The organism is Microtetraspora malaysiensis (assembly GCF_001528665.1).
GTDB lineage: Bacteria > Actinomycetota > Actinomycetes > Streptosporangiales > Streptosporangiaceae > Microtetraspora_A > Microtetraspora_A malaysiensis.
Genome location: NZ_BBYJ01000007.1, coordinates 382111 through 408563, shown reverse-complemented (window position 1 = coordinate 408563; position 26453 = coordinate 382111). Strand labels below are relative to the sequence as shown.

Below are 26453 nucleotides of genomic sequence, written 5' to 3'. Positions count from 1 at the left end.
ACCAGGTCAGACGGGCTGGCAAATGAATGCGTAAGGGCGCTCGGCGATCCGGGTGAGAACGATTGTCGCTGAGTTATCCCCCGAAAGTCGCAGATTTCGCGACAATTGGTCGACATCGACAGCTGAGCCGCGCTTCTTGATTGTCGCGTTTCCGACGCCGCGTTTCCTGAGCGCCGCGCGCAGCGGCTTCAGCGAGAACGGCATGACCTCGTGTACCTCGTAGGCGGCGGCCCACGGCGTGCGCACCAGCGCGTCGCCGGTGATGTAGGCGATCCGGGGGTCGATCAGGTGGCCGCCGACCATGTCGGCGACCTCGGCGACCAGGTGCGCCCGGACCGCCGCCCCGTCGGGCTCGTACAGGTAGCGGGCCACCGAGCCGACTCCGGCCTCCGCCCCCGTCGGGACGAGAGTTTCGCCCGACGGCAGCAGCGTCGCCCGCCGCGCGAAGCCGCGCCCGGGAACGGCGGCGCCCGGCTCCGGGACGCGGGCCAGGCCGCCGAGCCAGATCGCGGCCTCCTTCACCTCGCCCTTGTACGAGACCCACTCGGCCTCGGCCCCCTCCGGGACGAGCTCGTACGGAATGCCCGGCGCGACCTTGAGGCAGGCCGCCGGGGCGCGAGAGGCCAGCTCAAGCGTCACCGGCCACGTGGGCGAGTAGGCCATGGGGTCGAAGACCCTTCCGCGCGCCCCGCGCCTGGCGGGGTCGGCGAACAGCACGTCGTACGCGGACGGGTCGGTGTCGGCGGCGTCGGCTGTACGAGCCGTGGCCAGGTGGGAGAGATCGAGCGCGGCGGCGTTGGCCCGGGCGACCTCGGCGGTGAGCGGGTCGAGGTCCACGGCGTCCACGGCGCAGCCCGCCCGGGTGAGGGCGATCAGGTCACCGCCGATCCCGCAGCACACGTCGAGCACGCGCGGCCCCGCCGTCCCGATCGCCGGGGTCGCTCCGGCTCCGGCGGGCACGGCGGCGGCGACGCGGCGGGCGCGGTGCGCGGCCACCTCGGTCCGGGTCGCCTGTTCCAGGCCGTGCGGGGTGAAGTACATCAGGGCGGCGTCCACGCCGAACTTGGCCTCCGCCCGCCGCCGGAGGGCCGCCTGGGTGAGGGCGGCCGAGGTCAGCGCCGGTTCGTACGAGCGCCGCAGCCTGGTCGCCGCCGCCACCGGATTGAGCCCCTCGCTCGTCACCCGTACGGCCTCGGCCAGTGCGGTACGCCCCTCCGGTGTCATCAGCGCCCGGAACGCCTCAAGGTCCACGCCTCCCGACGCTATCGCCCTCCCCAGCCCAACCCACCCGCGAGGGGTGCGCCGGTGTCTGGACTGAGGGCGCTCCGAGCCCGCGCGAGCACCATCAATCATTACGGTGCCCAACCATCACGCTCGGGGCGCGGCGGTGTCTGGACTGAGGAGCGAGTGGGGAGCGAGGGACGAGCGACTCCGAGTGACGAGGGAAGACATCGACTGAAGGCGCTCCGAGCCCGCGCGAGCGAAGCGAGCGCAAATAGACACTGTGAGAGCTGTCACGGTGAGAAAGCCAACAGTGGGGCGCGAGGGGCGCGGCGGTGTCTGGACGGAGGGACGAGCGGCTCCGCGAGGGGCGCGGCGGTGTCTGGACTGAGGAACGAGTGGGGAGCGAGGGACGAGCGACTCCGAGTGACGAGGGAAGACATCGGCTGAAGGCGCCCCGAGCCCGCCGAGCGGAGCGAGGCAAATAAGCACAGCGGCACGCCGTAGCTGACCTGCGGCGGGGGTTCGTGTTGACTGTCAGGGTCCCCTTGCATACTGTTTCGTGTTGGCACTCGCCTAGCGAGAGTGCCAACAGCGACGAGGCAGGTCTGACACCCGCGACGGCAGGCCGCTGGTCGCCTCTTCAGCTCATTCATCGCAATCTGAAGGGGAGGTCCGATCGTGACGACCGCCACTAAGGTTCCCGTTAAGCCGCTTGGTGACCGCATCGTGGTCCAGCCGCTTGAGGCCGAGCAGACCACCGCTTCCGGTCTGGTCATCCCGGACACCGCCAAGGAGAAGCCGCAGGAGGGCAAGGTCCTCGCGGTGGGCCCGGGCAACTGGGACGAGGACGGCGAGAAGCGCATTCCGCTCGACGTCAAGGAGGGCGACATCGTCCTCTACAGCAAGTACGGCGGCACCGAGGTCAAGTACGGCGGCGAGGAGTACCTGGTGCTCTCGGCCCGTGACGTGCTCGCCATCATCGAGAAGTAGGCCGCGCAGAAGCATGAGGAGCCCCGGGACGTCCGTTCCCGGGGCTCCGGCGCTCTCATAAGGAGACGTGAATGCCCAAGATCCTGGAGTTCGAGGAGGACGCGCGGCGCGCTCTTGAGCGTGGCGTGAACGCCCTCGCGGACGCCGTGAAGGTTACGCTCGGCCCCCGCGGCCGGAACGTGGTCATCGACAAGAAGTTCGGTGCTCCCACGATCACCAACGACGGTGTCACCATCGCTCGCGAGGTCGAGCTGGAGAAGCCGTACGAGAACCTCGGCGCGCAGCTCGCCAAGGAAGTGGCGACCAAGACCAACGACATCGCGGGCGACGGCACGACCACCGCCACCGTGCTGGCTCAGGCGATGGTCCGTGAGGGCCTGCGCAACGTCGCCGCCGGCGCGCAGCCGATGTCGCTCAAGCGGGGCATCGACACGGCGGCCAAGGCCGTCAGTGACAAGTTGCTCGACGGCGCCCGTCCGGTCGCCGACAAGCAGGAGATCGCCAACGTGGCGACGATCTCGGCCCAGGACGCGAAGATCGGTGAGCTGATCGCCGAGGCGTTCGACAAGGTGGGCAAGGACGGTGTCATCACCGTCGAGGAGTCCAACTCCATGGGTCTGGAGCTGGACTTCGCCGAGGGCCTCCAGTTCGACAAGGGGTACCTGTCGCCGCACATGGCGACCGACCTCGAGCGCATGGAGTCGGTCCTTGAGGACGCCTACATCCTGATCAACCAGGGCAAGATCGCCTCGATCGCGGACTTCCTGCCGATCCTGGAGAAGGTCGTCCAGACGAAGAAGCCGCTCCTCGTCATCGCCGAGGACGTCGAGGGCGAGGCCCTGGCCGTCCTGGTGACGAACAAGATCCGCGGCACCTTCACCTCGGTCGCCGTCAAGGCTCCGGGTTTCGGCGACCGCCGCAAGGCCATGCTGCAGGACATCGCCATCCTCACCGGTGGCGAGGTCGTCAGCGAGGAGGTCGGCCTCAAGCTCGACAACGTCGGCCTTGAGGTGCTCGGCACCGCTCGCCGCATCGTCGTCACCAAGGACTCCACCACCATCGTGGACGGCGCGGGCGACGCGAAGGCGATCGAGGACCGCGTCAAGGAGATCAAGCTCGCCATCGAGCAGTCCGACTCCGACTGGGACCGCGAGAAGCTCCAGGAGCGCCTCGCCAAGCTCGCGGGCGGTGTCTGCGTGCTCAAGGTCGGCGCGGCCACCGAGGTCGAGCTCAAGGAGAAGAAGCACCGCCTTGAGGACGCGATCTCCGCGACCCGCGCCGCGATCGAGGAGGGCATCGTCTCCGGCGGTGGCTCCGCGCTCGTGCACGTGGCCAAGGAGCTGGACGACCTCGGTCTGTCCGGCGACGAGGCCACCGGTGTGGCGGTCGTCCGCAGGGCGCTCGTCGAGCCCGCCCGCTGGATCGCCGAGAACGCCGGCCTCGAGGGGTACGTCGTGACCTCCAAGGTGGCCGAGATGGCGGTCGGCCACGGCCTCAACGCCGCCACCGGCGAGTACGGCGACCTGATCGGCCAGGGCGTCATCGACCCGGTCAAGGTCACCCGCTCGGCCGTGCAGAACGCCGCGTCCATCGCCGGCATGCTGCTCACGACCGAGGCCCTCGTCGTGGACAAGCCCGAGGAGGAGGCCCCGGCCGCCGGCGGCGGTCACGGCCACGGGCACGGTCACGGCCACTGACGGGTCGTAGGCCCGGCCAGGAAACGCCGCGTGTCGGGCCGATGGCCCGATCAAGAAGCGCAGCACAGTACGGCTCTCGCGGACGCGGGGGCCGTACTTGTTTTTGCGGTAAACCTAAGTCCCGGCCGGCGCGTCGTCGCCGCGTCGAACATCTGACATGTAATTGCCTATTGGGTCATTCATCTGAAATATTCAAACCCTCTTGTGTTCAATCGATTACCTCCCGTTATCGACGCGTCAATGTGACCAATCCGTAGCCGTCAACCATGACGACATGCGCGATCGTGGCGGGCATCATGCCTAACGTGACCGAGGGACGCGTCGCCGACGCCGCAACTGGGGTAAGGCTTGCGACGAGATCGGATGAGTCCGACCTCAGGGAACTGACCAGCCTTGCCGTACAAGGAGATCGCACTGCGATCGAATCGCTTCTGAGGCATCTGCGCCCGATGGTGGTGCGCTATTGCCGTGCACGACTGGGAAGGGTTTCCGGTCACTATCACATCGCCGACGACGTGGCCCAGGAAGTGTGCATCGCCGTCCTGTCGGCCTTGCCGCGATATCGGGACATGGGCCGGCCGTTCGCGTCGTTCGTGTTCGGGATCGCGTCGCACAAGGTCGCGGACGCGCTGCGCAGCTCGGTGCGGTCCGCCGTGCCGACGCAGGACCTGCCGGACGGGCCGGATGACGGCCCGGGGCCGGAGGAGACGGTGGTGCGCTACATCGAGGCGGAGCGCGCGCGGGCGCTGCTGTCGCGGCTGCCGGACAACCAGCGCGAGCTGCTGATCCTGCGGGTCGTGTCCGGGTTGTCGGCGGAGGAGACCGGAAACGTGCTCGGCATGTCTCCGGGCGCGGTACGGGTCGCGCAGCATCGGGCGCTGACGAGGCTCAGGCAGATGGCCGATCTGGAATCGATTGCTTGATCATCGCGGCCCTCGTGCGCCGACCCCTCCGGCGGCGTGCGACGATGCAGCAGTGGATGCGGATGTTGCGCGGACCGACGCTCTTCTGGACGCGCTGGCCCGGCGGGAGGTCATCGCCCTCGGTCAGGGGGCGGGCGACGTCGCCGTTCGTCTGCTCGGCGCGCTGATCGCCGATGTGGACGGTCAGCGGCTCTCTTCTGTGTCGATCACGCCGTCGACGTAGCCGCGGGCGTACTCCCAGCTCACATAGTCGCTGGGGTCGGGTTGGAAGGCGGGCTCGTGGACCTGCGGCCGCCCGTTGTCGATCATCTGCCGCAGGTTGCCCCGGAGTAGGTCCCAGCTGAAGTAGTGTTGCTCGCCGCATTCGGGACAGTCCAGGACCAGCCCGAGAACGCCCTGCGGTTCGAGCAGGGAGCGGAAGACCTCGACGTCGGCGAGGTCGGTCAGGGCCTCGTCGCGTTCGGCGAGGGTCAGCGGCTCCTGGTCGTCGGGCTCACCCAGTTCGGTTGACGGGTCGTTCGGGTCGTCCGCGAAGGGGTCGCGGGGGACGTCTTCCAGCACCATCCCACCTTATGACCCGGCCCGCCCCCATGAGCGGAAGTGGGCCCACTCGGACAGGTGTACGTGTTTCACGGTGAACCGGGCGTTGAATACGGCAGGAAATCGGGCCGGAAATCCTGGCTTGGACCGGTACGACAGGAGGCCGGGGCCAGGATCGGCGGCTGGGCGTCACCCCGGCACGGAGTCGTGTGGCCGCGATCAGAGCCAGGATCGGCGGCTGGCCTCCACCCCCGCCTGGAACCGTGAGTTGGCGCCCAGCTCGGCGATGGCCTCGGCGAACCTGGCGCGTACGGTGCGGACGGAGAGGCCGAGATGCCGGGCGATCAACTCGTCGGAGAGCCCCTGGGCGGCGAGCCGGAGCACCTGGATGGTCCCTCCGGGACGCGCGACCGGCACCGCCCTTCCCCACAGCTCGGTGAACAGGGCGCGCAGCGCGCCGACGACGACGGGGGACTGCACCAGGGAGCAGTTGTAGGCGTGTTCGGGAGGCGAGGCGCCCCACTGGACCGGCAGCCCGGCCGCGTCGTGGCCGAGGGTGAAGAACCAGCTCGGCACCTGGTCCAGGGAGCGCACCTCCGCGCCCGCCCGGTTGAGGAGTCCGGCGGCCTCGCGGAAGGCGGGGACGCCGAGCGCGGACACCGGGATGATCAGGCGCGACGTGAGGTCGCCCTCCTTGATCGCGTGGATCCACATGTCCGCGTACTTCTCGAAGAAGTCGCCGGCCGTCCGCCGGTCGGGGAGGGCGGCCACCAACTCGGCGCGGGGCGCCCGTCCGGCCAGCGCGATCACCGCCTCGTAGATCTCGTCCGCGCCGGTCAGGGACCGCACCCGCAACTCGCCCGTACGGAAGGCGCGGCCGGAGTCGTAGTCGTGGGCCAGGTCGGCGACGGCGGCGAGCATGTCGTCGATCTGGCGGCTCTGCAGAGCCAGCAGGGCGAGCCGTTCGGTGACCATCCGGCCGACGGGGGCCGCGGGGTGGCGGGCGAGGTACTCCCCGGCGGCCTCGTCCACCGCGCCGAGCCGGATGAGGGTCGCCAGCAGGCCGGCGGCTCTCTCCACGGGCTCGTCCACGGCCTGGGCGATCTCGTCGAGCGTGGCGCGGTGCAGGCGCAGCACCGTGGTGTACACGGCGGTCTCCGCCTCGCCGAGACCGAGGGCCTGGAGGGGATCGGCGTTTCGCGTCGTGTTCATGGCTCGCTCCGCGCTTGGGTCGCCGGCGCCGCCGGGGGTGGGAACGTCCCCGAGCGCGCCGTCTGGCGAGGATATCCCCGGGCTCCGGGCCTGTCCGGAGGTTCCGGCATTCCGCGGAACGCATATGCAGCTTTGTGCAATTGCAGGGTGAGACATTGCTTATCAACGGAGTGTGACGCACTCTTAACACAGCGTCGGCACGTTGCCGCGATCCGGCGCCACCGGGCGCGGAGGGGGGCTCGGGTCGCGGGATCGCGATTGTCGCCGATGGTGGGGGGACCGGTTAGCCGGTCCCCCCACTTCTTTGTGTCCGGGCAGTGCCGTGCGTCACGCCGGAGGCGGCGCGGGAGGCGCGTACGGAGTCGCTTCCCCAGGTGGGCCCGCCTTTCCCGAGGCGAGGGGGTGTCAAGCCTTGACAAGGAGGTTTGAGCGAGACCACTACACTTGCACAGGGGGCTGGCGTAGGGCTCCGCCGAGGCGAAGGAGGGGTCACGGATGGCCAAGTTCACCGCACAGGGATACACGTTCGACGACGTGCTGCTGGTTCCGGCCTACTCGGACCTACAGCCCGGCGAGGCTGATACGACGACCCGCCTGTCCCGCAACATCACGTTGCGCCTTCCGCTGGTCTCCGCGGCGATGGACACGGTGACCGAGGCGCGCATGGCCGTGGCGATGGCCCGCCAGGGCGGCATCGGCATCCTGCACCGCAACCTGTCCGTCGAGGAGCAGGCGACGCAGGTCGATCTGGTCAAGCGTTCCGAGGCGGGCATGGTCACCGACCCGGTGACCTGTTCTCCGGACGACACCCTCGCCGACGTTGAACGGCTCTGCGCCACCTACCGCATCTCCGGCGTACCGGTCACCGACGCGGACGGCGTGCTGGTGGGCATCGTGACCAACCGTGACATGCGCTTCGAGGCCGACCAGAACCGGCCGGTCCGCGAGGTGATGACGCGGATGCCGCTGATCACCGCGCCCGTCGGGGTGTCGCGGGACGACGCGTTCCGGCTGCTGCGCAAGAACAAGGTCGAGAAGCTGCCCCTGGTCGACGAGGCCGGCCGGCTGCAGGGCCTCATGACGGTCAAGGACTTCACCAAGAGCGAGCAGTACCCGCTGGCCACCAAGGACGCGCGCGGCCGCCTCATGGTCGGCGCCGCCATCGGTGTCGCGGGCGACGCGGAGCAGCGCGCCCAGGCGCTCATCGAGGCCGGGGTGGACGTCATCATCGTGGACACCGCGCACGGGCACTCCCAGGGCGTGTGCGAGATGATCGCCAAGGTCAAGGCCAACACCAAGATCGACGTGATCGGCGGCAACGTGGCCACCAGGGCCGGCGCCCAGGCGCTCGTCGACGCCGGCGCCGACGCGGTGAAGGTGGGCGTGGGCCCCGGCTCGATCTGCACCACCCGTGTGGTCGCGGGCGTGGGCGCGCCGCAGCTCACCGCCATCTACGAGGCGTCGCTCGCCTGCGCGCCCGCGGGCGTCCCGGTCATCGGCGACGGCGGCCTGCAGTACTCGGGCGACATCGCCAAGGCGCTGGCCGTCGGGGCGGACACGGTGATGCTGGGTTCGCTGCTCGCCGGATGCGAGGAGTCGCCGGGTGAGCTGATCTTCATCAACGGCAAGCAGTTCAAGTCGTACCGGGGCATGGGCTCGCTGGGGGCGGTGCGCAACCGCGAGCGCGGCGGCGAGTCCTTCAGCAAGGACCGGTACGCCCAGGCGGACGTGGCCGGCGAGGACAAGTACATCCCCGAGGGCATCGAGGGACAGGTCCCCTACCGCGGCCCGGTCGCGGCGGTCGCGCACCAGCTCGTCGGCGGCCTGCGCCAGGGCATGTGGTACACCGGCTCGCGGACGATCGCCGAGATGCACGAGAAGGCGCAGCTCATGCCGATCACGGCGGCGGGTCTGAAGGAGAGCCACCCGCATGACATCCAGATGACCGTCGAGGCGCCGAACTACCACCGCCGATAAGTTCTGTCACGGGTGGCGAGCGACTGCGACGCCGTACGGCTGCCGCCTCTCGGCGGGAGCCGTAGCCGTATAGATGGGAAAGAGTAGGACGATATGACTCAGGTGGAGATCGGGCGCGGCAAGAGCGGGCGGCGCGCGTACGCCTTGGACGAGATCGGCATCGTGCCGTCCCGGCGCACCCGCGACCCCGAGGAGGTCTCGATCTCCTGGCAGATCGACGCCTACCGGTTCGACCTGCCCATGGTGGTCAGCCCCATGGACAGCGTCGTGTCCCCGCGGACGGCGATCGAGATCGGGCGGCTGGGCGGCCTCGGCGTGCTGGACCTCGAAGGGCTGTGGACGCGGTACGAGGACCCGGCGCCGCTGCTGGAGGAGGTCGCGACCCTCGACAGCGACGCCGCGACCCGCCGGCTGCAGGAGATCTACACGACGCCGATCGACGAGGAGCTGATCGGCCGGCGGATCGAGGAGATCCGCGCGGCGGGCGTGACCACGGCGGTGCGGCTCTCCCCGCAGAAGACGGCGCGCTACCACAAGGCCGTCATCGACGCCGGCGTGGACATCTTCGTCATCCGCGGCACGACGGTCTCGGCCGAGCACGTGTCCGGCCGGGCCGAGCCGCTGAACCTCAAGCAGTTCATCTACGAGCTGGACGTGCCGGTGATCGTGGGTGGCTGCGCCACGTACACGGCGGCGCTGCACCTCATGCGGACCGGCGCGGCGGGTGTGCTGGTCGGCTTCGGCGGCGGCGCCTCGCACACCACGCGCAACGTTCTCGGCGTGGTCGTGCCGATGGCCACCGCGATCTCGGACGTGGCCGCGGCGCGCCGCGACTACATGGACGAGTCGGGCGGTCGCTACGTCCACGTGATCGCCGACGGCGGCATGGGCGGCTCGGGCGACATCGCCAAGGCCATCGCCTGCGGCGCGGACGCCGTCATGGTGGGCTCGCCGCTCGCCCGCGCGGCCGAGGCGCCGGGCCGGGGTTACCACTGGGGCTCCGAGGCGCACCACCCCGAACTGCCGCGCGGCAAGCGCGTCGAGTTCGGCACAATCGGGACGCTGCAGGAGATCCTGCACGGGCCGTCCTCGCTCGCCGACGGCTCCATGAACCTCATGGGCGCGCTGAAGCGCACGATGGCGACCGCGGGCTACTCCGACCTGAAGGAGTTCCAGCGGGTCGAGGTCGTCGTCGCCCCGCCCCAGCCCTGAGATCCCACTTCCCCGGGTGGCGACCCGGCGGTGACCGGTCCGCCACGAGAGGGTCGGCCGCCTTCTGGGCGCGGACCTGAGTGGACGAACGAACGCGGGCTCCTCGATTTCGAGGGGCCCGCGTCGTTTTTCACGCTCCTGAGGGGCGGCGGATCCACACGCCGCGGCGCATGACGCCCTCGACCTCCAGGGTGTCGCCGAGCACCACCAGGTCGGCGTACTTCCCGACCGTGATCGAGCCGATCTCGTGGTCGAGGCCGAGCACCCGCGCGGGGGTGAGCGACGCCATCCGCGCCACCTCGGCGGGAGCCACGCCCACCTGCTCGACCGTCCGCTTGAACGCGACGTCCATGGTGAGCGTGCTGCCCGCGATGGAGCCGCCGTCGGCGATGCGGGCCACCCCGTCCTTCACGTCCACGGTCATCGGGCCGAGGGGGTACCTGCCGTCGCCCATCCCGGCCGCGGCCATCGCGTCGGTGATCAGCGCCGTACGGCCGGAGCCGGCGACCCGCATGGCCAGCTCGAGCATGGCGGGGTGGACGTGGACGCCGTCGTTGATGAGCTCGACCGTGACCCGGTCGTCCTCCAGCAGGGCGGCGATCGGGCCCGGGTCGCGGTGGCCGAGCTGCGGCATCGCGTTGTAGAGGTGGGTCGCCACGCTGGCGCCCGCCTCGATGCCCTCGATCGTCTTGTCGTAGACGGCGTCGCTGTGCCCGAGGGCGGCGATGACGCCGTCGGCGACGGCGTCCCTGATGACGTCGAGCGCGCCGGGCAGCTCGGGGGCGATTGTCAGCATCCGGACCTGCCCCCGGCCCGCCTTGAGCAGCTGCCGGAGCTCCTCGCGGGACGGGTCGCGCAGCAGCGCCGGGTCGTGCGCGCCGCACCTGCTCCGCGCGATGTACGGGCCCTCGAAGTGGATGCCCGCGAGGAGGCCCTGCTCGCAGAGGTCGGCCAGGGCGGACGCCGCGCGGGCGATCCGGTCGAGCGGGGCGGTGACCAGGCTGGCGACCATGGTGGTCGTCCCCTTGCCCAGGTGGAACGCCGCGACCTCGGCGGCGGTGCCGGGGTCGCCGTCGGGGAACGAGCCGCCGGCCCCGCCGTGGCTGTGCATGTCGACGAAGCCGGGGACGACCAGCCGGCCGCCCAGACTATGGCCGTTCCCCGGCGCGGCGCCGTGTCCGATATGGGTGATGCGGCCGTCCTCGATGGTGAGCCAGCCGTCGTGCTCGCCGTCCAGAGTGACGACGCGGGCGTCGGAAAGGGTGATGCTCATGTCGCCCTCCTGGCCCGCGGCGGTCGCGGTGATCGGTTCCCGGAGTCCTCGTGCATGGGTCCATCCTGCCGCGACCGGAGGTGGGGTCACGCCTCCAGGATCACCGATCGGGTGAGGTGCATCGGGCGGTCCGGGTCGAGGCCGCGGGCCCTGGCACGCTCGACCGCGACACGCTGGATCTTCACCAGCTCGGCCATGGCGTCCCGGCCGCCGGACAGGAAGGTTCCGCCGGTCGCCGCGACCTGGTCGGCCAGGCCGGGCGGGACGTCCTGCCCGAGCATCCAGGTGATCCGGCCCGGCCCGGCGATGCTGATCGGCCCGTGGCGGTACTCCATCGCCGGATAGCTCTCGGTCCAGGTGCGGGCGGCCTCGCGCATCTTCAGCGCGGCCTCGGCGGCCAGGCCGCAGGTCCAGCCGCGGCCGAGGAACGTGAACTGCTCGGCCTCGATCAGCTCGGCGGCCACCGGCTCGGCCACGGCCTCCTCGGCGTCCGCGATCGCCTGGGTGAGGTCCTCGCCGAGGTGGGCGCGGAGCAGGGCGAGCTGCGTGGTCGCGAAGCGGGTCTGGACGACGGAGCGCTCGTCGGCGAAGTCCAGCACCACGACGTCGTCGGCGAGGGACATGACCGGTGTCGCGGGGTCGGCGGTGATCGCGATGGTGGGCGTCCCGGTGCCGCGGAGCAGGTCGAGCACCTCGGTGGTGGTCCCGGAGCGGGTCAGCGCGAGGATCCGGTCGTAGCGGCGGCCGGAGGGCGTCTCGGAGGCGGCGAAGGCGTCGGTCTCGCCGTGGCCGGCCCGTTCCCGCAGCACGGCGTACGCCTGGGCGACGAACCATGACGTGCCGCATCCCACGACGGCCACTCGCTCGCCCTCGCGGGGCAGCGCCGTACCGGCCGCGGAGGCGAGCTCGGCCGCCCTGCGCCAGCAGGCCGGTTGCGATGCGATCTCCACCTCGGTGTGAGTGGTCAAGGCAGGCTCCTTTTGTGTATTTCTGCACCATCTATAGCAGAAACGCGCACATTTGTGCATATCGAGGGGCGCCCCGAGCCCGCGCGAGTGCCTGTGCTCATTACGGCGCCGGACTATCACGCTCGGGGCGCGGCGGTGTCTGGACTGAGGAACGAGCGGGCTGAGGAACGAGGCCCCGAGTGACGAGGGAAGACATCGACTGAGGGCGCCCCGAGCCCGCGCGAGCGAAGCGAGCGCCATAAGCGCTGTGGGGCGTGAGCACCAGTGGGGTTACTGGCGGGTAGTTTGGCTGGACAAATCGGGGTAGAACACCCATAACGCAAACCACCGCCGTATCTTCAGAGGAGCTCTATGACGGCGCGAACAGGCGCGGCGCGGCTCGGCCCGGCCGAGCGCGCGGACGCCCTGGCCCAGATGGCGGCAGAGGAACTCGACGTCGTCGTGGTCGGAGGCGGCGTGGTGGGGGCGGGCGTCGCCCTCGACGCCGCGACGCGCGGGCTCTCGGTGGGGGTGGTGGAGGCGCGGGACTTCGCCTCCGGCACCTCGTCGCGCTCATCCAAGCTCATCCACGGCGGCCTGCGCTATCTCGAACAGCTCAACTTCGACCTGGTCAGGGAGGCGCTGCGTGAGCGCGGGCTGCTGCTCAAGCGGATCGCCCCGCACCTGGTCCGGCCCGTCCCCTTCCTGTTCCCGCTGACCCATCGGGGCTGGGAGCGTCCGTACATCGGGGCCGGGCTGGCGCTGTACGACACGCTCGGCTTCTCGTTCGGCATCACCCGGGGCGTGCCGGGCCACCGGCACCTCTCCCGGCGGCACGCCCTGCGGGTCGCGCCGTCGCTGCGGAAGGCCGCCTTCGTCGGCGCGGTGCAGTACTGGGACGCCCAGGTGGACGACGCGCGCTACGTGATGACCCTGCTGCGCACGGCCGCCACGTACGGCGCGTACGTGGCCTCGCGCAGCCAGGCCGTCGGCTTCCTCCGGGAGGGCGAGCGGGTCACCGGCGTGCGGGTCCGCGACCTGGAGACGGGCGCCGAGCTGGACGTGCGCGCCCGGCAGGTGGTGAACGCCACCGGCGTGTGGACCGACGACATCCAGCAGCTCGTCGGCGGGCGTGGCCAGATCCACGTACGGTCGTCCAAGGGCGTGCATCTCCTGGTGCCGCGCGACCGCATCCAGTCGCTCACCGGGATCATCCTGCGCACGGAGAAGTCGGTGCTGTTCGTGATCCCGTGGGGGCGGCACTGGATCATCGGCACCACCGACACCGAGTGGACGCTGGACAAGGCGCACCCGGCCGCGTCGCGGGCCGACATCGACTACGTGCTCGACCATGTCAACGAGGTGCTGTCGGTGCCGCTGTCGCGGGACGACGTCGAGGGCGTCTACGCGGGCCTGCGCCCGCTGCTGGCGGGGGAGTCCGAGGAGACCTCGCAGCTCTCCCGCGAGCACGTCGTCACGCATCCGGTACCCGGACTCGTCATGATCGCCGGAGGGAAGTTCACGACGTACCGCGTGATGGCGGCCGACGCGGTGGACGCGGTCGCCCACGGGCTGGACCAGCGGGTGCCGCCGTCCTGCACCGACCAGGTGCCGCTCGTGGGCGCGGAGGGCTACCAGGCGCTGTGGAACTCCCGGCACCGGCTGGCCCAGTCCTCGGGGCTGCACGTGGCGCGGATCGAGCACCTGCTCCGGCGGTACGGCTCACTGATCGACGAGGTGCTGATGCTCGTCGAGAGTGATCCGTCGCTCGGGCGGCCGCTCTCCGGGGCGGACGACCACCTGCGGGCCGAGATCGTGTACGCGGCCACGCACGAGGGCGCCCGGCACCTCAACGACGTGCTGACCCGGCGGACCCGCATCTCGATCGAGACCTTCCACCGGGGCGTCGCGGTCGCGCAGGAGGTGGCCGAGCTCATGGCCGGCCCGCTCGGCTGGGACGCCGAGCAGGTCAGGCGGGAGGTCGAGTACTACACCAAGCGGGTCCAGGCCGAGCGGGCTTCTCAGGAGCAGGACACCGACCAGGAGGCCGACGCGATCAGGCTCGGCGCCCCGGAGATCGTGCCGGTCGCGGTCCCCGAGGACCGCCCGGCCCAGGGTCGTGTCTGACAAATGCACAGCAGGGCTTGATTTGTCAGACACTCCTCAGGTGTACTGCCCCGCTCGTCAGGTGAAGGGGATCCAGCCCCGGTCGGCGAGGGTGGCGGCGTCGCTGACCTTCACACCGAGCCCGGAGAACGTCCAGACCGTGTCGCCGATGACGACGGAGCGGCGGATGGACGGGTCAGGTGTCGGGACGTCGTCCCTGCCCGTGACGCCCGGGTGCCGGATGGTGCCGGCCTTCGTGATCGCGCCGTCGGTGACCTTGAGCACGAGCGCCGAGCTGCCGTTGCGCCAGTCGGCGCCGTAGTTCTGCAGCGGCAGCATCGCGAGCCCGCTCTGCGGCCAGTAGAGGAACGCGTGGGGATCCCACTCGGCTTCGGAGCCGGAGTCCTGCTGGTGGAAGCGGGAGAGCAGCCGCGGGTTCGCCGGGTCGGCGACGTCGAACAGTGAGACCTGGGTGCCGAGGGTCCGGCCCTGCGCGCTCGCCTCCTGGCCGATGCCGAGCAGCCGCCCGTCGCCCGCCGGGTGCAGGTACGCCGAATAGCCGGAGATCTTCAGCTCGCCGGTGACCTTGGGCGCCGCCGGGTCGCGCAGGTCGAGCGTGTAGAGCGGGTCCACCTGGCGGAACGTGACGACGTAGCCGACGTCGCCGATGAACCGGACGGAGTAGATGCGCTCGCCCTTCCCGAGGCCGGTCACCGCGCCCACCTGGGCGAGCGTGTCGGCCTTGAGGACGTAGACGCCGCTCGAACTCTTCTCGGCGGGGCCGCCGAACACCTCGGCGTTCGACGTGGTCGCCACCCGCAGGTGGCCCGCGTGCTCGGACAGCGAGTACTGGTTCAGCAGCCGTCCCAGTACGACGCCGGAGCTGACGTAGCGCGGGGCTCCCGTGCCGGTGATGTCGAACCGGTGCACCTCGGTCTGCTCCGGAGGCGCGGTCGGCGTGGGCCTGGGCGTGATCTCCTCGGGGGCGTCGCTCGGGGTGGCTGACGGGCGGACCTCCTCGGGCACCGGGGTGGCCGTCGTGGAAGCGCCGCCCTCCTCGGGTGTGATCTGGGGCTTCGATGTGGCGGTGACCTCCTCGGCCGGGCTCGCGGTCGGCTCGATCTTGGGGGCGACGTCGGAGCCGGTCGGCTCGTCCAGCGGTGTGGGCGGCGCGTCGTCGATCGGCATGGGACGGAACCACCAGCGGGGGTTGCTGGTCACGTAGAGGCTGTTGTCCGTGCCGTACACGGTGTCGCCGTCGGCGGCCACGCTGATCGGGGGGACCGCGTCGAGCGTCCCGGCGAGGTCCACGGTGAAGACGGTCAGCATCGAGGTCCCGGTGAACTCCTCCGGGTGGCTGACCTGGTCGCACCCCACCCGGTCGGTACGGGTCGGCCCCTCGGAGGTGACCTCGAACCGGGGCCGCCACGCGTCGATGGGCGCGGTGCGCACGGCCTCGCGGTTGGCCGCGAGCATGTCCTGCGGGGTGGCGTCGGGCTTCGGCGGCGGGAACGCGATCTCGGGCTGGGACCTGACCACGATCCGTACGGTGGAGCCGATCTGGCGGGCGTCGATGTGCGAGCCGCGCGTGCTGAGCGTGCCGAGGAGCTTCGGCGGGCCGGACAGGTCGACGAGCATGTACCTGGGCCCGTCGGATCCCGGCCGTACCTTCGCCAACGCGCCGAACGGGATGATGCCGCCGCTCTGGACCAGCACCAGCGCGCGGTCGCCGGACACCAGCAGGTCCGCCGGGAACCAGCTTTCCTCCTCGGGAACCAGCCGGAGCGTCCCGGTGACCTTGCGGGTCGCGGCGTCGATCACGCGCAGCATGCCTTGGTTCACGGTGATTACCCGCTTGCCGTCGGTCTTGACCAGGTCCGGCTCGTCGACGCCGGCCTCCTGCACGTTCGTGGTGGAGTGCGCCTGCTCCGGAACCGACGCCTGCTTGCCCTCCGCCATGGTGTCCATGGCCTTGGCGTCCCTGGCCATGAACATCACGGCCTCGCCGAAACCCCACTGCGTGACGTTCTTCTCGGCCGCGCCGCGCAGACCGGCCAGCATGTCGTCGCAGTTCGTGTAGGAGACCAGGCGGATCTTCCCGCTCAGGTCGGCCGCCTCGGGAGCGGACGCCGCACGGCTTCCGGAACACGCCGCGGCGAGCAGCCCGGCGAGCGCGATGGCTCCCGCCGTACGAATCGATGTCCTCATGCCCCTAGTTACGGATCACTCCGCGGGCGGGTTCAGCCCCCGCCGGAACGCACGTAGAAGGGGCCGAGGATGTCCGACTGGGTGGTCTCCAGCAGGGTGCGCACGGTGGAGCCGTCGAGATCGACGACAATCACGTTCCCCTTAGCCGATTCGGCCGCGTTCCAGCAGAACAGGTGCGCCGTGTCCCACCAGCCGAGCACCTTGGAGCAGCTGGAGCCGAACCGGGACATCTCCGCCCCCGAGGTGGAGTCCCACACGCACACCTTGCTCCGTGCGTCCCGGCACTCCGTGACCATCGCGTCGCCGGACGGTGAGAACAGCCCCGAGGACGTGTTGTACGGCGTGCCGACGCCGTCGAGGGTCCTGACGACCTTTCCGTCGAGGTCGTAGAAGCGGACCCCGGCGGTCTTCCCGCTGCGGAAGTAGGTGGCGACCATGGTCTCGTCGCCGTTCCAGTAGAACCGGCCCTCCTTGATGGCCGGGTCGTTGATCTGCTTCACCCGGGCCGTTCCGCGGGCGATGTCGACCACGACGAACCCCTTGGTCGTCCACGTGTCGCCGCCCGGGTTCCTGATGCTGAACAGGAGGCGGTCGCCCTTGCGGGTCCACTCGCCGTACTCGTAGGTCAGGGGGCGCTTCACGGTCTTGACCGTGCGGACGGCGCCGGTGGCCCTGGTGATGATGTCGACGCCGTGGTAGTCGTCATCGGTGTATTCCTTGCTCCGCCCGGCGGAGAGTTCGCCGTCCAGGGAGAGCGTCTGCTGCCAGTACTTGGTGTTCTTGGCGAACGATCCGTTCGCCGAGCTCCTGAGGTAGTTGATCCAGACTTCCTTGGCCTTGTCCTCGACCTCGTAGTAGGTCAGCCGCACCGGGTCGTCCGGGCGCTCGTACAGCGTGGCCCGCACGCCGGGCAGCTTCACCCTGGTCAGCCCGGACGTCGGCACGGCCGGGACGGTGGGGGTGGGCGTCGTCGTCGGCGACGACGAGGGCGGCGAGACGGTGGGCGTGCCCGCGCCCGACGACGCCGCAGGAGGATGGGACGTGTCGCCGGGGATCACGAGCCAGGCCACCAAGGCGACGGCGGCGAGCGCCGCCACCGTCGTCACCGCCACGAGCGCCGTCCTGCGACCGGAGCGTCCGCCGTCCGGTCCGCCGGTGGCCGTTGGGTAGGTTCCCGGCCGGTACGCCGCGGGATAGGGCGGCGAGACGGCCTGCGGCGACGGGGGAGGGGGAGGGTAGGGGCCGGGGGCGTACGGACGTCCCGGGTACGCGTACGCCCCGGGATCCGTCGACGGGATCGGGGGACCGCCGGGCATGGGGCGCGTCGGCGCCGGCCCGCCGGAGGACGCCGCGGCCGCGGCGTCGCTCAGGTCGGCCGGGCCGGGTGCCGAGTTCTGCAGCAGGCGGAGCAGCACCTGCTCGGCGGTGGGCCGGGCCCGCGGGTCCTTGGCCAGGCAGGCGGTCACCACGTCGCGCAGCGGCGCGTCGAGGTTCCCCAGGTCGGGAGGGGCGTTCAGGATCCGGTTGATCACCGCGGGCATCGTGTCGTTGCCGAACGGCGCCCGCCCGGTGGCGGCGCTGACGATCGTGCAGCCCCAGGCGAACAGGTCCGCGGGCGGCCCGGCCGTCTCGCCCATGATCTGCTCCGGCGACATGTACGACGGCGTGCCGACCGGCTGCGAGGTGAGCGTGTGCGAGGAGTCCACCGCGCGGGCGATGCCGAAGTCGATCACCCGCGGCCCGTCGGGACCCATGATGACGTTGGCCGGTTTCAGGTCGCGATGGACCACCCCGGCCTGGTGAATGGCCGCGAGAGCGGTGGCGGTGCCCACGGCGAGGCGGTGCAGCGCCGAGCCGGAGATGGGGCCGGAGGTCTGCACGCGTCGCTGCAGCGACAGCCCCTCGATGTACTCGCTGACGATGTACGGGCGCTCCTGCTCGACGCCGGTGTCCATGACCTGGGCGGTGCAGAACGGCGCCACGCGCTTGGCGGAGGTTGCCTCGCGCAGGAAGCGCTCGCGCATGGAGGGGTCGCCCGCAAGGTCGCCGCGCAGCCATTTGACGGCGACCGGCTCGCCCCCGGGGCCGGTACCGAGATAGACGACTCCCTGGCCACCCTCGCCGAGCCGTCCGGTGAGGGCGTAGGAGCCGAGGCGGCCCGGATCCGTCGGCCGCAGTGGGGCGACGTCGGGGCCCGCCATCACAGAGCGGTGCTCGCGGTCGGCGCCAGATTCCCGTATGGCTCGACATTTCCTGGCATAGCTGGATTCTGGCGGGTAATCCCAGCGGTCGGAACCCTCGTGTCCCGATGGTTGCCTACCGACCAGTAGCCACGAGTGTTGCTCCCGAATATCCTTCCGGGCATGGACCCCCGCATGCTTGAGCGCATTGTCCGGCACGTCGCCTCGGAGGGGAAGATCGTGGAGGTCCCCGCGCCCTTCACCGGTGACACCCTCGTCGAGCTCCCCGTCTCGACGGCCGAGGACGTCCGCCGGGCGTACGCCGCGGCCAGGGCGGCCCAGGAGGCATGGGCGGCGCGGCCGGCCGCGGAGCGGATCGCCCCCTTCCTCCGGCTGCACGACGCCATACTCAACCGGCGCGAGGAGATCCTCGACATCGTCCAGATGGAGACGGGCAAGGCCCGGCGGCACGCCTTCGAGGAGGTGCTCGACGTCGCCGGGTGCGCGCTGTACTACGCGCGGCAGGCGCCCCGGCTGCTTGCCCCGAGAAAGCGCAAGGGCATCTTCCCGATCGCCACCCAGGTGGTCGAGCAGCGCCATCCGAAGGGCACGGTCGCCCTGATCAGCCCGTGGAACTACCCGCTCTCCCTGGGCGTGACCGACGTGGTCCCCGCGCTGATCGCGGGCAACGCCGTGGTCCACAAGCCCGACAGCCAGACCGCGCTCTCCACGCTGTGGACGATCGACCTCCTCGCGGAGCTGGGGATGCCGCGCGAGATCTGGCAGGTCGTGACCGGCGACCCGGCCGTCATCGGCGACCCCCTGATCGACGGCGCCGACTACGTCGCGTTCACCGGGTCCACCGGCGGCGGTCGCAAGATCGCCGAGGAGGCGGCCAAGCGGCTCATCGGCTGCTCCCTGGAGCTCGGCGGCAAGAACCCGATGATCGTGCTGGAGGACGCCGACCTCGACCGGGCCGCGCATGGCGCGCTGCGGGCCTGCTTCACCAACGCCGGCCAGCTCTGCATCTCGATCGAGCGGCTCTACGTCCACGACTCGGTCTACGACGCGTTCACCGACCGGTTCATCCGGGCGACCCGGAACATGAAGATCGGCCCCGGCCTGGACTGGTCGGTCCAGATGGGCTCGCTCACCTTCCCCCGCCAGCTCGACGCGGTGACCGCGCACGTCGCCGACGCGGTCGAGAAGGGCGCGACGGTGCTCACCGGCGGCCAGGCCCGCCCCGACCTCGGGCCGCTGTTCTACGAGCCGACCGTGCTCGCCGGCGTCACCGACGAGATGGACGTGTGCGGCAACGAGACCTTCGGCCCGGTCGTGGCGCTGTACCGCTTCCGCGACGAGGACGAGGTCGTCGCGATGGCCAACGACACCCTCTACGGCCTCAACGCGTCGGTCTGGACCCGCGACCTCGCCCGCGGCCGCTCCCTCGCCGCGCGGATCAAGGCCGGTACGGTCAACATCAACGAGGGGTACGCCGCCGCCTACGCCTCCTACGACGCCCCGATGGGCGGCATGAAGTCCTCCGGCCTCGGGCGCCGGCACGGAGCCGAGGGCCTGCTGAAGTACACCGAGTCGCAGACCGTCGCCGGTCAGGCGTCCTGGCTCGGGTTCGACCCGGTCCTGGGTATGACGTACGACCGGTACGCCGACACCTTGGCCGGGCTGTTGAAGGTGATGAGGAAGCTCCACCTGAAGTGACGGACGCGGTGGTCGGCAGGACGGGCGAGGAGGAAGCGGTGGACTACGACGTCGTCGTCATCGGCTCCGGGTTCGGCGGCAGCGTCGCCGCCCTCCGGCTGACCGAGAAGGGGTACTCCGTCGCCGTCCTGGAGGCGGGCCGCCGCTTCGACGAGAGCACGCTGCCGAAGACGTCGTGGCGGCTGCGCGACTTCCTGTGGGCGCCGGCGCTCGGCCTGAAGGGCATCCAGCGCGTCCACGTGATCGGCGGTAAGAACGGCGTGATGGTCCTCGCCGGGGCGGGCGTGGGCGGCGGCTCGCTCGTCTACGCGAACACGCTGTACGAGCCGCCCGACCCGTTCTTCCGCGACCCGCAGTGGAGCGGCATCACCGACTGGAAGGCCGAGCTGGCGCCGTACTACGACCAGGCCGCCCGCATGCTCGGCGTCGTGCGCAACCCGACGCTCACCAGGGCGGACGAGGTGATGCGCGCCGTGGCCGGGCGGATGGGGGTGGGCGACACCTTCCGCCCCGCTCCCGTCGGGGTGTTCTTCGGCAAGCCCGGCGTCGAGGTGGCGGACCCGTACTTCGGCGGGGCCGGGCCGCGCCGCCGCGGCTGCACGGAGTGCGGCGAGTGCATGACGGGCTGCCGCCACGGTGCGAAGAACATGCTGATCAAGAACTATCTGTACCTGGCCGAGCGGGCGGGCGCGCGGGTCCACCCCGAGGCCACGGTCACCGGCGTGCGCCCGGTCGAGGGCGGCTACGCCGTCTCCGTCACGAAGACCGGCTCCCCGCGCGTGCGCCGGGTCCTGACCGCCCGGCAGGTCGTCTTCGCCGCCGGGACGTACGGCACGCAACAGCTGCTGCACCGCCTGCGCGCGAGCACGCTGCCGCGGATCTCGCTCCGGCTCGGCACCCTGACGCGGACGAACTCCGAGGCCCTGCTCGGCTTCGAACGGCCGTCGGCGAAGGGCGACAAGCTCAACCGCGGCGTGGCGATCACGTCCTCGTTCCACCCCGACGCGCACACGCACGTCGAGCCGGCCCGGTACGGCGACGGCTCGAACGCGATGGGACTGCTGCGGACGCTGCTGATCGACGGCGGCGGCGCGCCCCGCTGGCTGCGGTTCCTCGGCGAGACGGCGCGCCGCCCGCGTCTGGTGCCGCGCCTGTTCAACCTCCGCCGGTGGTCGGAGCGGTCGATCATCGCCCTGGTCATGCAGGCGAAGGACAACTCGATCACGCTCTCGATGCGCCGGGGGAAGCTGCGCGCCGGGCCCGGCCACGGCGAGCCGAACCCGACCTGGATCCCGGCCGGGCACCGGGCGGCGCGGTTCGCGGCCGAGGAGATCGGCGGCATGGCGGGCGGGGCCTGGCTGGACCTGTTCGACATCCCGGCGACCGCGCACTTCCTCGGTGGCTGCGCGATCGGGGACTCGCCGGAGACCGGCGTGATCGACCCCTACCATCGGCTCTACGGCTACGAGGGCCTGCACGTGGTGGACGGGTCGGCGGTCTCGGCCAACCCCGGCGTGAACCCGTCGCTCACGATCACCGCCCAGGCGGAGCGGGCGATGGCGTTCTGGCCCAACAAGGGCGACCCCGACCCGCGTCCCGCGCTCGGCTCGCGTTACGCGCGGATCGCGCCGGTCGCCCCGCGCCGCCCGGTCGTCCCGGCAGCCGCTCCCGGCGCGCTGCGCCTGCCCATCGTGGACATCACCTAGCTATCGGCCGTCCGGTCACTTCGCCGGAAGAGAACTGCGGTCCTCGCGAAGCCCCCGGCGTCAGCAGGGGCCGACGTCGCACACCTCGTCGCCGCACACGTTGCCGCGCACCACGCCGAGCAGCGCGCAGAGCGTGGCGACCTCCTCGGCGGTGAGCCCCTCGACCATGCGCCGGTGGACCTCGCCGAGGACGCGGGTGACCTCCGGCCGCAGGGCGTCGCCCTTGGGCGTGGTGCTCACCATGCTGACCCGCCGGTTGGCCGGGGACGGGGAGCGGCTGACGAAACCGCTTCGCTCCAGGCGTTGCAGGCTCCTGGTCATCGTGGAGACGTCGATGCCGAGCAGGGCGGCGAGCTTGTTCTGCGACTGCGGGCCGTGCTCCCACAGGGCGAGCAGCACCCGGTCCTGGCCGGGGTAGAGATCGATCTCGGCCAGCAGGCCGGCGAGCAGGACGCGATGGCCCAGCGCGGCCTTGGCCATGAGGCAGCTCAGCCCGTTGTGATCCTCTGCCACCGGGAGCGACCCGGGCTCCATGGTCGCCTCGTACATCACCGACTCCGCCATGTCGGCCTCCCTCCGGTGATCAGCCTACCTCTTGCAAGTTGGCCAGCCAAGATGTAGAAGTATTTCTTGGCCGCACAAGTTGGCCGACCAAGAAAGGATCTAGCATGTTGTTCACGTCGTACGACCTCGCCGGCCTGCCGCTGCACAACCGCCTCGCCATGGCACCCATGACCCGCTCCCGCGCGCACGCGGACGGCGTCCCCACTTCCCTGGCCGCGCTCTACTACGCCCAGCGGGCGTCGGCCGGCCTGATCATCAGCGAGGGTGTCCAGCCGAGCGCGGCCGGCAAGGGATACGTGAACACCCCCGGACTGCACACCGACGAGCAGGTGGCCGGCTGGCGGGAGGTGACCGGCGCCGTCCACGCGGCGGGCGGCCGGATCTTCGCCCAGATCATGCACGCCGGCCGGGTCGGCCACCCCGACAACACCGGCCTGCTGCCCGTCGCGCCCTCGGCTGTGGCGGCCCCGGGGCAGATCCACACGTACACCGGCCTGCAGGACTACCCGGTGCCGGCGGCGCTGACCCTCGCCGAGACGGAGGCGACCGTGCGCGACTTCGCGGACGCCGCCCGGCGGGCGGTCGACGCCGGGTTCGACGGCGTGGAGCTGCACGGCGCGAACGGCTACCTGATCCACCAGTTCCTGTCGCAGAACGCCAACCTGCGCGACGACCGGTACGGCGGCTCGGTGGCCGGCCGGATCCGGTTCGCCGTCGAGGTCGCAGAGGCGGCGGCGGAGGCGATCGGCGCGTCCCGGGTCGGCATCCGCCTCTCGCCGGCGAACGGCTCCCAGGGCCTGGCCGAGGAGGACGCGCACGAGGTCTACCCGGCCCTGGTGGCCGCCCTGGCCGGCCTCGACCTGGGTTACGTGCACCTGTTGACGTCCGGCGACGACGGCCTCGACCGGCGGATCCGTGAGCTCTGGCCGAACACGCTGATCGTGAACGAGCCGGGCGCCGGCGACCCCGCCGCCACCGCCTCCCGGCGGCTGGAGTGGGGCGCCGACCTGGTCGCGTTCGGCTCGGCGTTCCTGGCCAACCCCGACCTGCCGCTGCGGCTCCGGCTCGGCGCGTCGCTCAACGAGCCCGACTTCGCCACCGCCTTCGGCGGCGACCACCGCGGATACACCGACTATCCGGCCCTGGCCGCCCAGCTGGTGTAGGACCCCGCCGCACCCCGGGCGATCAGCGGCGATCCCCGTCCCCGGGGGAACCGTACGTGGGCCGGGCGCCGGGAGCCCGCCGATAGACTGGACGTACCGCTCGCAGCCTTTGGGGGTCCTTCCGGTGTCTGAGTTCGACACTGTCCTTGTCGTCGACTTCGGCGCGCAGTACGCGCAGTTGATCGCGCGACGAGTGCGTGAGTGCCACGTCTACTCCGAGATCGTGCCGTCCACGATGCCGGTCGCGGAGATGATGGCCAGAAAGCCGAAGGCGATCATCCTGTCCGGCGGGCCGTCGTCGGTGTACGCCGAGGGGGCCCCGGCCGTCCCGGAGGGCCTGTTCGAGACCGGCGTACCGACCTTCGGCATCTGCTACGGCTTCCAGGCGATGGCCCTGGCGCTGGGCGGCGAGGTCGCCAAGACCGGCGCGGCCGAGTTCGGCGGCACCGAGCTCAAGGTCGTGCAGGAGGGCGCGCTCTTCGCCGGCCTCCCGCCGGTCCAGCAGGTCTGGATGTCGCACGGCGACTCCGTGGTGGCCGCCCCGGCCGGGTTCGCGGTGACCGCCTCGACCACGGACACCCCGGTGGCCGGCTTCGAGAACCCCGAGCGCGGGTTCTACGGCGTGCAGTTCCACCCCGAGGTGCTCCACTCCGAGCACGGCCAGGCCGTCATGAAGCACTTCCTGGAGGCGGCCGGCTGCCGTCCCACGTGGACCATGCTCAACATCGTGGACGACGCGATCACCGCCGTGCGTGAGCAGGTCGGGGACGGCCGGGCGATCTGCGCGTTGTCCGGCGGGGTCGACTCGGCGGTCGCCGCCGCGATCGTGCAGCGGGCCATCGGCGACCGGCTGACCTGCGTGTTCGTCGACCACGGCCTGCTGCGCAAGGGCGAGGCCGAGCAGGTCGAGCGTGACTTCGTCGAGGCGACCGGCGTCAAGCTGCGGGTGGTGGACGCCGAGGAGCGATTCCTCAAGGCGCTGTCCGGGGTGGTCGACCCGGAGGAGAAGCGCAAGATCATCGGCCGCGAGTTCATCCGGGTCTTCGAGGACGAGCAGCGGGCGATCCTGGCCGACGGGCCGGTCGACTTCCTCGTCCAGGGCACGCTCTACCCCGACGTCGTCGAGTCCGGCGGCGGCACCGGCACGGCCAACATCAAGTCCCACCACAACGTGGGCGGCCTGCCCGAGGACCTGCGGTTCGCGCTGGTCGAGCCGCTGCGGACGCTGTTCAAGGACGAGGTCAGGCGGGCCGGCGAGGAGCTCGGTCTGCCTGCCGCGATGGTGTGGCGGCAGCCGTTCCCCGGCCCCGGCCTGGGCATCCGGATCATCGGCGAGGTGACCCGCGAGCGGCTCGACATCCTGCGCGAGGCGGATGCGATCGCCCGCGAGGAGCTGTCCCGCGCCGGCCTCGACCGGGAGATCTGGCAGTGCCCGGTCGTGCTGCTCGCCGACGTCCGCTCGGTCGGCGTCCAGGGCGACGGCCGCACCTACGGCCACCCCGTGGTGCTCCGGCCGGTCACGTCCGAGGACGCGATGACCGCCGACTGGTCTCGCGTGCCCTACGACGTGCTCGCCCGGATCTCGACCCGCATCACGAACGAGGTGCGCGAGGTCAACCGGGTGGTCGTGGACGTCACCAGCAAGCCCCCGGGCACCATCGAGTGGGAGTGACCCCGCGCTCGCGGGGGATCGCCGCCGCCTGACGGCTCTCTGAGAAGGGCCGGGCGGCGGCCGGGGAGAGGCTCGTGTCGCGCCGGGGAGGGCGGCACGAGCGGGACGACGTCCCGTCCGTGCCCTCCCCGGCGCGGCCTTCCGCCGTACCTGCGGGCGGAGGGATCAGTCGCCGCTCATCGGGAGCTGGTCGGGATAGCTCTCTCCCGGGGTCAGCTTCTGGCCTTCGAGCAGCTTGGAGACTGTCACGAACGAGTAGCCCTGGGCGGTCAGGTCTTCAAGCACCGCGGGCAGGGACTCGATGGTCTCCTTGACGGTCTCATGCATCAGCATGACCCCGTCCTGGTCGGCGATGTCCAGGGCGCGGCCCGTCAGGAACTCGACGTCGCGATAGTCCTTGATGTAGTCCTGCGTGGCCACCGTGCCCGGGATCTGGACCATCCCGAACTTCCCGATGATCGTGCGGACGCCATCGTTGATCAGCCCGCCGGGGGCGCGGAAGAGCACCGGCGTCTTGCCGGTGGCCTTCTTGATGGCGTCCTGACCCTTCTTCACCTCGGAGTAAATGGCCTTGTACTCCAGGTCGGTCAGGTACTTGTGGCTCCAGGTGTGGTTGCCCACCTCATGGCCGCCCTTGGCGATGTTCTTCGTCACCTTCGGATGCTTCTGCACCCGGTTGCCGATGAGGAAGAACGTCGCCTTCGCCTTGTATTTCTTCAGCACCTTCAACAGGTCGTTCGTGTATTCGGCGGGGCCGTCGTCGAAGGTGAGGGCGATGCATTTGTGCGTCTCGCAGTACGGCTCCGCGGCCCGCTGCTGCGTGGCTGTGGAGTGCGTCTGAACCTGGGCCTGGGCGGGTGCAGTGAGGGTGGCCGACAGGGTTAGCGCACAAATGGCGGCAAGTGGTGCTAAACGATGCAATGCCATAGTGGTGCTCCTCGGGGGTTGTAAGGCGGCATCGTAACGTGTCCAGCTGGTAATCCCCTGGAAGGGGATCGAACGCCCACACCGTCGAATCTCCCCAAAAGCCTGGCTGGCCTGCCGAAACTCCCTCCATGCCGGATCGGGGGCGAATGCCGCTCACGACGGCCGCCGCGGCGTATTCCCCGTCTCCAGCGGCGGTAAATGTTGCCCCAAGGA

General features: G+C 70.9%; 20 protein-coding genes. 11 read left to right on the top strand and 9 right to left on the bottom strand.

Annotated features, from left to right (window positions below; genetic code table 11):
* Positions 1-6 precede the first annotated feature (6 nt).
* Positions 7-1251: a class I SAM-dependent methyltransferase gene (locus AWQ71_RS09585; protein WP_157570258.1), complete on the bottom strand. Its 1245-nt coding sequence runs from the start codon at positions 1249-1251 to the stop codon at positions 7-9.
* Positions 1252-1902: 651 nt separating this feature from the next.
* Between AWQ71_RS09585 and groES the strand changes: the two genes are divergently transcribed.
* The 4 genes from groES to AWQ71_RS41485 all read left to right on the top strand — a co-directional run bounded on the left by groES (position 1903) and on the right by AWQ71_RS41485 (position 5057).
* Positions 1903-2214, top strand: a complete 312-nt coding sequence (gene groES, locus AWQ71_RS09580; protein WP_067129946.1) for a co-chaperone GroES — start codon at positions 1903-1905, stop codon at positions 2212-2214.
* Positions 2215-2285: 71 nt separating this feature from the next.
* Positions 2286-3911, top strand: a complete 1626-nt coding sequence (gene groL, locus AWQ71_RS09575; RefSeq protein WP_067129943.1) for a chaperonin GroEL — start codon at positions 2286-2288, stop codon at positions 3909-3911.
* Between the two features lie 296 nt (positions 3912-4207).
* A complete protein-coding gene (locus tag AWQ71_RS09570) occupies positions 4208-4834 on the top strand; it encodes a sigma-70 family RNA polymerase sigma factor (protein ID WP_157570275.1) in 627 nt (208 codons plus the stop codon).
* Between the two features lie 52 nt (positions 4835-4886).
* Positions 4887-5057: a hypothetical protein gene (locus AWQ71_RS41485; RefSeq protein WP_157570257.1), complete on the top strand. Its 171-nt coding sequence runs from the start codon at positions 4887-4889 to the stop codon at positions 5055-5057.
* Here AWQ71_RS41485 and AWQ71_RS09565 read toward each other — a convergent pair.
* Both AWQ71_RS09565 and AWQ71_RS09560 read right to left on the bottom strand, forming a co-directional pair.
* Positions 5018-5395: a DUF5319 domain-containing protein gene (locus tag AWQ71_RS09565; protein WP_067130444.1), complete on the bottom strand. Its 378-nt coding sequence runs from the start codon at positions 5393-5395 to the stop codon at positions 5018-5020. The two genes, AWQ71_RS41485 and AWQ71_RS09565, sit on opposite strands and share 40 nt — an antisense overlap.
* 198 nt (positions 5396-5593) lie before the next feature.
* The gene (locus tag AWQ71_RS09560) at positions 5594-6586 is read right to left on the bottom strand and encodes a helix-turn-helix transcriptional regulator (RefSeq protein WP_067129940.1); all 993 of its coding nucleotides are present in this window, start codon (positions 6584-6586) and stop codon (positions 5594-5596) included.
* Positions 6587-7081: 495 nt separating this feature from the next.
* On the opposite strand from AWQ71_RS09560, the gene guaB reads away from it, so the two are divergent.
* A complete protein-coding gene (gene guaB / locus AWQ71_RS09555; protein WP_067129937.1) occupies positions 7082-8563 on the top strand; it encodes an IMP dehydrogenase in 1482 nt (493 codons plus the stop codon).
* 93 nt (positions 8564-8656) lie between these two features.
* Complete coding sequence (locus AWQ71_RS09550; RefSeq protein ID WP_174550693.1) at positions 8657-9775, top strand: GuaB3 family IMP dehydrogenase-related protein; 1119 nt, start codon at positions 8657-8659, stop codon at positions 9773-9775.
* A 130-nt stretch (positions 9776-9905) separates the two neighbouring features.
* Here AWQ71_RS09550 and nagA read toward each other — a convergent pair whose 3' ends face one another.
* Positions 9906-11048 carry an N-acetylglucosamine-6-phosphate deacetylase gene (nagA, locus tag AWQ71_RS09545; RefSeq protein ID WP_067129934.1) on the bottom strand — a complete coding sequence of 381 codons (1143 nt, stop codon included), beginning with the start codon at positions 11046-11048 and terminating at the stop codon, positions 9906-9908.
* Positions 11049-11134: 86 nt separating this feature from the next.
* Positions 11135-12016: an SIS domain-containing protein gene (locus tag AWQ71_RS09540; protein WP_067129931.1), complete on the bottom strand. Its 882-nt coding sequence runs from the start codon at positions 12014-12016 to the stop codon at positions 11135-11137.
* A 351-nt stretch (positions 12017-12367) separates the two neighbouring features.
* On the opposite strand from AWQ71_RS09540, the gene AWQ71_RS09535 reads away from it, so the two are divergent.
* On the top strand, positions 12368-14122 hold the full coding sequence (locus AWQ71_RS09535; protein WP_067129928.1) for a glycerol-3-phosphate dehydrogenase/oxidase: 1755 nt from the start codon (positions 12368-12370) through the stop codon (positions 14120-14122).
* Positions 14123-14179: 57 nt separating this feature from the next.
* On the opposite strand, the gene AWQ71_RS09530 is transcribed toward AWQ71_RS09535, so the two are convergent.
* Together AWQ71_RS09530 and AWQ71_RS43225 are read right to left on the bottom strand one after the other, a co-directional pair.
* Positions 14180-16309, bottom strand: a complete 2130-nt coding sequence (locus AWQ71_RS09530) for a beta-propeller domain-containing protein (RefSeq protein ID WP_067129925.1) — start codon at positions 16307-16309, stop codon at positions 14180-14182.
* 32 nt (positions 16310-16341) lie between these two features.
* Entirely contained in the window at positions 16342-18510 is a 2169-nt protein-coding gene (locus tag AWQ71_RS43225) for a serine/threonine protein kinase (protein WP_067129922.1), read from the bottom strand.
* 162 nt (positions 18511-18672) lie between these two features.
* Here AWQ71_RS43225 and AWQ71_RS09520 point away from each other — a divergent pair, with 162 nt between their 5' ends.
* Positions 18673-20208 carry a succinic semialdehyde dehydrogenase gene (locus AWQ71_RS09520; protein WP_067129919.1) on the top strand — a complete coding sequence of 512 codons (1536 nt, stop codon included), beginning with the start codon at positions 18673-18675 and terminating at the stop codon, positions 20206-20208.
* Positions 20205-21914 (top strand): GMC oxidoreductase, encoded by a 1710-nt coding sequence (locus AWQ71_RS09515; protein ID WP_281195812.1) that lies wholly within the window; start codon positions 20205-20207, stop codon positions 21912-21914. Before AWQ71_RS09520 ends, AWQ71_RS09515 begins: the two co-directional genes overlap by 4 nt.
* Positions 21915-21974: 60 nt before the next feature.
* Here AWQ71_RS09515 and AWQ71_RS09510 read toward each other — a convergent pair whose 3' ends face one another.
* The gene (locus AWQ71_RS09510) at positions 21975-22478 is read right to left on the bottom strand and encodes a MarR family winged helix-turn-helix transcriptional regulator (protein ID WP_067129915.1); all 504 of its coding nucleotides are present in this window, start codon (positions 22476-22478) and stop codon (positions 21975-21977) included.
* 104 nt (positions 22479-22582) lie between these two features.
* Between AWQ71_RS09510 and AWQ71_RS09505 the strand changes: the two genes are divergently transcribed.
* On the top strand, positions 22583-23641 hold the full coding sequence (locus AWQ71_RS09505; RefSeq protein ID WP_067129912.1) for an alkene reductase: 1059 nt from the start codon (positions 22583-22585) through the stop codon (positions 23639-23641).
* A 109-nt stretch (positions 23642-23750) separates the two neighbouring features.
* Positions 23751-25313: a glutamine-hydrolyzing GMP synthase gene (gene guaA, locus AWQ71_RS09500; RefSeq protein WP_067129909.1), complete on the top strand. Its 1563-nt coding sequence runs from the start codon at positions 23751-23753 to the stop codon at positions 25311-25313.
* 165 nt (positions 25314-25478) lie between these two features.
* On the opposite strand, the gene AWQ71_RS09495 is transcribed toward guaA, so the two are convergent.
* Positions 25479-26240 carry a polysaccharide deacetylase family protein gene (locus AWQ71_RS09495; protein WP_067129906.1) on the bottom strand — a complete coding sequence of 254 codons (762 nt, stop codon included), beginning with the start codon at positions 26238-26240 and terminating at the stop codon, positions 25479-25481.
* Positions 26241-26453 lie beyond the last annotated feature (213 nt).